The organism is Streptacidiphilus monticola, assembly GCF_042658505.1.
In the GTDB taxonomy this organism is placed as follows: Bacteria; Actinomycetota; Actinomycetes; order Streptomycetales; family Streptomycetaceae; genus Streptacidiphilus; species Streptacidiphilus monticola.
Map to the genome: position 1 here is coordinate 1 of NZ_JBHSQJ010000106.1, position 8,324 is coordinate 8,324.

An 8,324-nucleotide genomic window follows, 5' to 3' on the forward strand; every position below is an offset into this window, starting at 1 on the left:
CCGCCGGCCGCCGCGAGCGCGCCCAGCGCCCGGTCGGCCCCGCGGCCCGCGCCCTCGGACGCGCCGCCCAGATACACCGTCAGCACCCCGGCACGGGGCGCGGTTTCCGCGTCGGCCGACTCGACGTCGCGCACCCCGGCCGCGCCGAGGGCCGACCGCAGGGCGGCCAGCGCCGCCGCGTCCACGCCCGCAGGCGCCACCAGCACCACCCGCGAGGTCAGCGGCGTCGCGGTGCCGTACGCCTGCTGGGACTGCGGCTTCGGGTAGATCGCCCCGGTGGGCTGCCCGGCCGTCGCCGTCGTGCTGCTCGCCGTCAGCGGGCCGCGGTCCTGGGCCAGCGCGGTGTCCGGACCGACCGCCAGCGAGCCCACCACGGCCGCGACCGTCAGCGCCGCGCTCGCCCGCAGCGCCCGGCCCCGTCGGCGCACCGGCTCCAGCAGCGGAGCCGTCCCCTTGAACTGCGCGATCAGCCGGTCGGCCGTCTCCGGGGCGAGTCTCCTGGCCGTGCGCGCCGCAGTCCGACGCACCGTCAGACCGGGGGCGGAGTAGGCGACCGAGTGCAGCGTGGAACGCTGTGCCAGCTGTCGGCGGAGACTGCTGCCCAGGGCGGCGACAAGGCCGTCCGCAGCCGGGGGCCGGTGGTCCATGCAGTGGACTCCTGATGCCTGGGGGTCGGAACTGCCGACAGCCCACCAGACGTGGACACGCTGTGTCAACGCCGCGGCGCAGCACGGGTGTTATGTCCGAATCCGCAACACTATGTCATCTGGGTTGCCTGCTGCCGCCACACGGGTAGAGGTGACCCAGCGTCCGCCGTCGACCGACCGCTTCGCCGAGGAGCCCGCTGTGGCAGCAGCCCGCCCGACCGCCCTGCACGTACTCGCCGAGGCCCACGGCGTCCGGCCCACCGCCGACACTCCGCCCGACACCCTGGTCGCGGTGCTCGCCGCGATGGACGTCGACGCCTCCACCGAGGAGTCCGCCGCCCACGCGCTCGAACAGTTGAGGCGCCGTCAGCAGACGCGGCTGCTGCCCCGCTGCCTGGTCCAGCGGCACGGCCACCCGCTCAGCGTGGACGTGCCCAACCCCGCGGAGCTCTGGGTCGAACTCGAGGGCGGCGGCACCCGCACCGTCAGCGTCCCCTTCCCCCGGGCCGTCGGCGGCGGCCGCTCGCTCCCGGCCGACCTGCCCCTCGGCTACCACACCCTCTGCGTCCGCCTGGGCGCCGAGGCGGCGACGGCCGCGCCGCTGATCGTCGCCCCCGACCGGCTGCACGGCCCCGAGGAGCGCGGCTGGGGGTACCTGGCCCAGCTCTACTCCGTGCTCTCCGAACGGTCGTGGGGCATGGGCGACCTGGGCGACCTCGCCGAACTCGTCCAGTGGGCCGCGGGTCGCCTCGGCGCCGCCTTCGTCCAGGTCAACCCGCTGCACGCGGGCCTGCCCGCCGCCCCCGGCGGCCACTCCGACCCGTCCCCGTACCGGCCCTCCTCCCGCCGCTTCGCCGACCCGCTCTACCTGCGGGTCGAGAACGTCCCCGAGTTCGCCTACCTCGACCCGGCCGCGCGGGAGCGCGTCGCCCGCACCGCCGCCAAGGGCGCGGGGCTGCGCGACGCGGTGCTGCGCCACGACGCCCTGATCGACCGCGACGCGGTCTGGGCCCTCAAGCGCGAGGCCCTGGAACTCCTGCACACCGTCCCGCGCGGCCCCGGCCGCGAGGCCGCCTACGCCGCCTACCGGCTGCGCGAGGGTGAACGACTGGAGGGCTTCGCCGTCTGGAACGCCCTGGCCGAGGTCCACGGCACCGACTGGCGCCGGTGGCCCGCCGGCCTGCGCGACCCCGGCAGCGCCGCAGTCACCCGCGCCGCACGGGAGTTGGCCCCCCGGGTCGAGTTCCACCGCTGGCTCGCCTGGCTGACGGACGAACAGATCGCCGCCGCCCAGACCCTGGCCCGCGACTCCGGCATGCCCATCGGCGTGATCCACGACCTCGCCGTCGGCTGCCACCCCGAAGGCGCGGACGCCTGGGCGCTGCAGGCCGTTCTCGCCTCTGGCATCTCCGTGGGCGCGCCCCCGGACGCCTTCAACGCCCACGGCCAGGACTGGGGCCTGCCGCCGTGGCGCCCGGACTCCCTCGCCGCGACCGGCTACGCCGCCTACGCCGACCTGCTGCGCGGCGCGCTGCGCAACGCGGGCGCGCTCCGGGTGGACCACGTGATGGGCCTGTTCCGCCTCTGGTGGGTCCCCGAGGGCCGTCGGCCCACCGAGGGCGTCTACGTCCACTACGACCACGAGGCCATGCTCGGCGTCCTGGCCCTGGAGGCGCACCGGGCCGCAGCGTTCGTCATCGGCGAGGACCTGGGGACGGTCGAGCCGGGCGTGCGTGAGGAACTGGCCGCCCGCGGCATCCTGGGGACCTCGGTGCTCTGGTTCGAGCGCGACTACGAGGCGGACGGAGGAGCGGTCCCGCTCCCCGCGGACCGCTGGCGCGCGGACTGCGTGGCCACCCTCACCACCCACGACCTGCCCAGCACGGCGGCCCGCCTCAGCGGCGAACACGTCGAACTCCGGCACCGGCTGGGCCTGCTGGACCGCCCCCTGGCCGAGGAGCAGGCCGAGGACGAGACGGAGACGGAGGAGTGGCTGGGCGAGCTGGCCCGCGAGGGCCTGCTGGAGCCCACGTCACCCTACGGCGAGGGCCCCGCGTTCGACCCGGCGGACCAGGGGTCGGAACTGGTCGCCCTGCACCGGTATCTGGCCCGGACCCCGGCGCGCCTCGTGGGGGTGTGGCTCCCCGACACGGTGGGTGACCCGAGGCCCCAGAACCTCCCCGGGACCTCGACGGAGTACCCGAACTGGCGGCTGCCGCTCGCGGATTCGGAGGGGCACCCGATGACGCTGGAAGCGCTGGCAGGGTCCCCGGGCCCGGCCCACCTCGCGGAGGTCCTGAACCGCGAGCTTTAGCCATACGCGCTCCACGGGCGCGAGGAACGGCGCGAGAACACACCACCCAAGGAGGTTCGGCCCTTTGATCGGGTCGAACCTCCGCGGGGTGGTGGGCTGGTCGCGCAGTTCCCCGCGCCCCTGGGGTCAGCCCCTGTCGGCAGCCTGGGCCTTGAGGGCGCGTTCGACGCCCGCGCGGGACTCGACGACCATGCGGCGCAGAGCCGGGGCGGGGTCGGCCTCGTTCAGCCACGCGTCCGTCGCGTCCAGCGTCTCCTGCGAGACCTGCACCGAGGGGTAGAGGCCCACGATGATCTGCTGGCCCATCTCGTGCGTCCGCTCCTCGAAGATCCGCTTCACCGAAGCGAAGTACTTCTCGGTGTACGGCGCCAGCAGCTCCCGCTGGTCGGTCTGGACGAAGCCGCCGATCACCGCCTCCTGGACGGTGTTGCTGAGCTTCTCCTCGGTCACCACCGATGCCCACGCCTCGGCCTTCGCCTCCGCCGTCGGGCGCGCCGCGCGGCACGTCGCCGCGTGCCGCTCGCCCGCCGCCGTGGCGTCGCGCTTCAGCTCGGCCGCGATCTCGGGCTCGTCCGCCCGGCCCGTCGCGGCCAGCCGCTCCAGCAGGGACCAGCGCAGCTCGGTGTCCACGGCCAGGCCCTCGATCACCTCGGTACCGTCCAACAGGCCCTGCAGCAGGTCAAGTTGGGCGTCCGTCCGGGCCACCGAGGCGAACGCGCGGGCCCACGCGAGCTGGTGGTCGCCGCCGCCGGGCGCACGGCGCAGGTGCTCCAGCGCCGCGTCCGCGTACCGGCGCAGGCCGGTCTCGCGCCACTCCGGGTCCGCGTACAGCGCCAGCGCCAGGCCCACCTGCCGCTGCAGCGACTGGACCACGCCGATGTCCGACTCGCTGCCCACGCCGCGCAGCACCAGCTCCAGGTAGTCGCGGGTGCGCATCTCGCCGTCGCGGGTCATGTCCCAGGCCGCCGCCCAGCACAGCGCGCGCGGCAGGGACTGGGCGAAGTCGCCGATCCGCTCCGTCACCACGGCCAGCGACTCGGCGTCCAGCCGCACCTTCGCGTAGGAGAGGTCGTCGTCGTTGAGCAGCACCACCGCCGGGCGGCGCACGCCGACCAGCTGCGGGACCTCCGTCAGCTCGGCCGCCTCGACGTCGAGTTCGACCCGCTCGACCCGCTCCAGGCGACCGTCCTGCACCTCGTACAGGCCCACCGCGATGCGGTGCGGCCGCAGCACGGCCTCGCCCTTGGCGCCCGCGGGCAGTGCGGGGGCCTCCTGGCGGACCGCGAACCGGGTGATCACGCCGTCCTCGCCGGTCTCGATCTCCGGCCGCAGCACGTTGATGCCGGCCGTCTCCAGCCACGCCTTCGACCACGCCTTCAGGTCGCGCCCGGAGGTCTCCTCCAGCGCGCCGAGCAGGTCGGACAGCCGGGTGTTGCCCCACGCGTGGCGCTTGAAATACGCCTGGACGCCCTTGAAGAACTCGTCCTTGCCGACGTACGCGACGAGTTGCTTGAGCACCGACGCGCCCTTGGCGTAGGTGATGCCGTCGAAGTTGACCTGGACGTCCTCCAGGTCGTTGATCTCCGCCATGATCGGGTGCGTGGACGGCAGCTGGTCCTGCCGGTAGGCCCAGGTCTTCATCTGGTTGGCGAAGGTGGTCCAGGCGTGCGGCCAGCGCGAACCCGGGGCCTCGGACTGGCAGATGATCGAGGTGAAGGTGGCGAACGACTCGTTCAGCCACAGGTCGTTCCACCACTCCATGGTGACCAGGTCGCCGAACCACATGTGCGCCAGCTCGTGCAGCACCGTCTCGGCGCGCACCTCGTAGGCGGCGTCGGTCACCTTTGAGCGGAACACGTACTGGTCCCGGATGGTGACGGCGCCCGCGTTCTCCATCGCGCCCGCGTTGAACTCCGGCACGAACAGCTGGTCGTACTTGGAGAAGGGGTAGGCGAAGTCGAACTTCCGCTGGAAGTAGTCGAAGGCCTGCTTGGTGACCTCGAACAGGGCTTCCGCGTCCAGGTACTCCGCCAGCGACGGACGGCAGAAGATGCCCAGCGGCACGCGCTGGCCGCCCTCGCCCTGGTACTCGTCGAAGACGCCCACGTACGGCCCGGCGATCAGCGCCGTGATGTACGTCGAGATCCGCGGCGTGGCCGCGAAGCGGTGCACCTCCAGGCCCTGGCCCGCCTTCTCCGGCTCGGGCGAGACCTCGTTGCTGACGACCCGCCAGCCCTCGGGGGCGGTCACCGTGAACTGGAACGTCGCCTTCAGGTCCGGCTGCTCGAACGCGGCGAACACCCGCCGCGCGTCCGGCACCTCGAACTGGGTGTACAGGTACGTCTGCTGGTCCACCGGGTCCACGAAGCGGTGCAGGCCCTCGCCGGTGCTGCTGTAGGCGCAGTCCGCGACGACGCGCAGCTCGTTCTGCTCCCGCAGGTTCGGCAGCGCGATCCTGCTGTCCGCGAACACCTGCGCCGGCTCCAGCGGCTCACCGTTGAGCACGACCTCGCGCACCTGGGGCGCCACCAGGTCGATGAAGCTGGACGCGCCCGCCTCCCGGGCACCGAACCGGACCACGGTGGTGGACCGGAAGGTACCGCCCTCGGCGGCCGAGCCCAGGTCGAGCTCGATCTCGTACGCGTCCACGTGGAGGAGTTCGGCCCGGGTACGGGCCTCCTCACGGGTCAGGTTGGTGCCAGGCACGCTGTGGACTCCTTCGTCGACTTTCTCGTGTCGGCATCCTCGCATGCCACGCCGACGGACTGCCCGACGATATGGACCGCCCCGCCGCTGTCCGCTGCATCGCGCCCTCCCCGTCGCGGCCGCGACCCGCTGCGACGACACGCGCTCACCCTCCCGGGGCAACTCACGTGCCCTCGGCCGCCCGGTCCGTACGCTCGGACCATGGCCGCCGCACCCAGCTCAGCCCCCGAACCCGAGGTCAGCCTGCTGCCCACGACCGTGGGCGAGGCGCGCCTCAGCCGCTTCCGCGTCCCCGGCACCCGCAGCGAGCCCCGGCTCCGCCTGGCCCTCGGCCACGGCGCGGGCGGCGGCATCGAGGCCGCGGACCTGCAGGCTCTGGCCGCCGAACTCCCGGCCCGGGGTGTGGAGGTGATCCTCGTGGAACAGCCCTGGCGGGTGGCCGGCCGCAAGATCGCTCCCGCTCCGAAGACCCTGGACGCGGCCTGGACCCCGCTGATGGCCGCGATCACGGCAGAGGACCCGACCGTCCCCCTGGTCACCGGCGGCCGCAGCGCGGGCGCACGCGTCGCCTGCCGCACCGCCGCCGAGACCGGGGCCGTCGGCGTCCTCGCTCTCGCCTTCCCACTGCACCCGCCGGGCAAGCCGGCCAACTCCCGTGCGGCGGAGCTCGCCCTGCCGGGCGAGTCGGGCATCCCCACCCTCGTCCTCCAGGGCGCGGCCGACGCCTTCGGCCACCCGGACGAGTTCCCCGCCGGGCCCCAACTTCCGCCCGGGGTGCAGGTCTTCGGCCTCCCCGCGGGCGACCACTCCTTCGCCGTCCGCAAGTCGCAGCCGTCCGTCCTCCCCGAACTGGTCGAGGCCGCGGGCCAGTGGCTGGCGGGCCTGGCGGACTGACCGGGACCCAGGGGGTCGGTCAGGGCTACGCCGCCCGGGGCGGGACCCCTGGCACGGTTCGACGGCCGCCCAGGGGCCCTGCGGTACTGCGGCCCTGCGGCACTGCGGCACTGCGGCACTGCGGCACTGCGGCACTGCTGCTCTTACGCGCCGGCCGTCGCTCGCCGCAGCGGGTGCGGCGACTGCGCTGCGCTCGGCACCACGCCCGCGACGGCCGGAGTGTCGAGGAGGTGCGCCTGCTTCGCCTCGTCCACGGCCCCGGGCCCGTGGAGGGTCAGCTCGAAGTCCCGGTGCGCCTTGGCGTCCAAAGCGAGCGCCTGCGGCAGGCGTATCCGCCCGTCCGCGACCATCCGTCTGACGGCGGAACGGCTGAGCCCGAGCCCGAGCATCAGCAGTCGCTCGACCCGCACCGGCGCGGGCAGTTCGAACCTGACTCCCACCGTGAGCGGGGTCGGGTCGTCGAGTGCGTAGAGCGGCGTGTGCGGCTCCACCCTCCAGGTCCCGGTCCAGTCGAGGCGGTACCCGTTCTTCGCGGCGAGCGACGCACTCATCGTCAACTCCTGGACGACGGACGGGCAGTTGTTCTCGTACGCCACGAGGCGGGCGGGCTCCAGCGACGAGACGTGGACGCGCTCGTGGACGGCGACCTTCGAGGTCCGGTCGCACCAGGCGCAGCTCAGGAGCAGCCAGACGTCGAGGAGCTTGCCGCTCGCGTTCACGCGGATCTTCCCGGACGGCCGATGCCGGTGCCCGGAGCAGTCCGGGCAGGGCCGTACGACGGTGGGCAGGCCGGACTGACGCACGGCCCACAGGGCCTTGCGGTTGGTATGCATGGATTCAGTTGCTTTCAGCACTGAGCGGGAGCTCGCTCGCGCACGCAGGCACAGGACGCTGCGGCTCGGCTCGTCTCCCGGAACTGACGGATGCTCACGCGGGCGCGGGTCATCGCCTCGTGGTCGCCGCGACAGCGGGCTCCGAGGTCGATCGCGCGACAGGGTGTTGCTGGTGGCACGTGGCACTTGGCACGTGGCAGGCGGCAGGCGGCGCTTGACGCTCGGCGCTTGGCACGTGGAATTCGGCACGTGGCACTTGGCACGTGGCAGCCGTTACAGGTCCATGCGGAGGATCCTGGATGAGCCGGTGGCGTGACGGCAACCGAATTTCCGGAGACTGCCCGCCAGCGGGGATGACGCGTGGGGATGGCCGGAGCCGGAGCCGGAGCCGGAGCTGGAGCCGGGGTCGGGGGCGGAGACGGGGACGGGGACGGGGACGGGAGCCGGTCGGCCCCGGGTGACGGCAACGGCATTGAGGGGGACGGGATCTGACTGATCGTGCTGCTCGCGCCGCTCGCTGGAACTACGCGACGGGGGCGGGGGTCGCCGCTGCTGTCCTGGGGCGGCGGCTGCGGGTGGGTCGGGGTCGGGGGAGGCGTAAGGGGTTGCAACGGCATTGGGGGCGGCGCGATCTGGCTCGCCGTGCTGCTCGCTCCGCTCGCCTGGAAAGGCGCGACTGCGGCGGGGGCCGGGGTCGGGGGCGCAGCCGGGGGGTTCGGGGCTGGGGGGAGGCGCGGGACGCTTGCAACGGCATTGGCCGTTGGGCGGGTGGGGCGCCGTGCTGCTGAATGGAAAATCGGGCTGCGGGAGGGCGGGCGGCAGCGGCCGTGCGGCAGGTGCTGACGGCTTGTCAGGTGTGGGGTTGGTGGTCTGGGTGGGTGTTATGNGGGGCGCCGTGCTGCTGAATGGAAAATCGGGCTGCGGGAGGGC

At 73.7% G+C, this 8,324-nt stretch carries 4 protein-coding genes and 1 pseudogene; 2 read left to right on the forward strand and 3 right to left on the reverse strand.

The window, feature by feature from the left end; translation table 11 throughout:
• A pseudogene (locus ACFP3V_RS24010) lies at positions 1–647 on the reverse strand (hypothetical protein); the annotation flags it as partial.
• 199 nt (positions 648–846) lie between these two features.
• Between ACFP3V_RS24010 and malQ the strand changes: the two are divergent.
• A complete protein-coding gene (malQ, locus tag ACFP3V_RS24015; protein WP_380587138.1) occupies positions 847–2,961 on the forward strand; it encodes a 4-alpha-glucanotransferase in 2,115 nt (704 codons plus the stop codon).
• Positions 2,962–3,087: 126 nt separating this feature from the next.
• Here the strand turns inward: malQ and pepN are convergent, their stop codons facing one another.
• Positions 3,088–5,667 carry an aminopeptidase N gene (pepN, locus tag ACFP3V_RS24020; protein ID WP_380587141.1) on the reverse strand — a complete coding sequence of 860 codons (2,580 nt, stop codon included), beginning with the start codon at positions 5,665–5,667 and terminating at the stop codon, positions 3,088–3,090.
• 201 nt (positions 5,668–5,868) lie between these two features.
• Here pepN and ACFP3V_RS24025 point away from each other — a divergent pair, with 201 nt between their 5' ends.
• Complete coding sequence (locus tag ACFP3V_RS24025; RefSeq protein ID WP_380587144.1) at positions 5,869–6,561, forward strand: alpha/beta hydrolase family protein; 693 nt, start codon at positions 5,869–5,871, stop codon at positions 6,559–6,561.
• Between the two features lie 143 nt (positions 6,562–6,704).
• Here ACFP3V_RS24025 and ACFP3V_RS24030 read toward each other — a convergent pair whose 3' ends face one another.
• Complete coding sequence (locus ACFP3V_RS24030; RefSeq protein WP_380587147.1) at positions 6,705–7,394, reverse strand: DUF1062 domain-containing protein; 690 nt, start codon at positions 7,392–7,394, stop codon at positions 6,705–6,707.
• Between the last annotated feature and the right edge of the window lie 930 nt (positions 7,395–8,324).

Excerpts from the sequence above, each read along its gene's own strand:
- ACFP3V_RS24025 (WP_380587144.1), top strand. The coding sequence starts at position 5,869 with ATGGCCGCCGCACCCAGCTCAGCCCCCGAACCCGAGGTCAGCCTGCTG.
- ACFP3V_RS24030 (WP_380587147.1), bottom strand. The coding sequence starts at position 7,394 with ATGCATACCAACCGCAAGGCCCTGTGGGCCGTGCGTCAGTCCGGCCTG.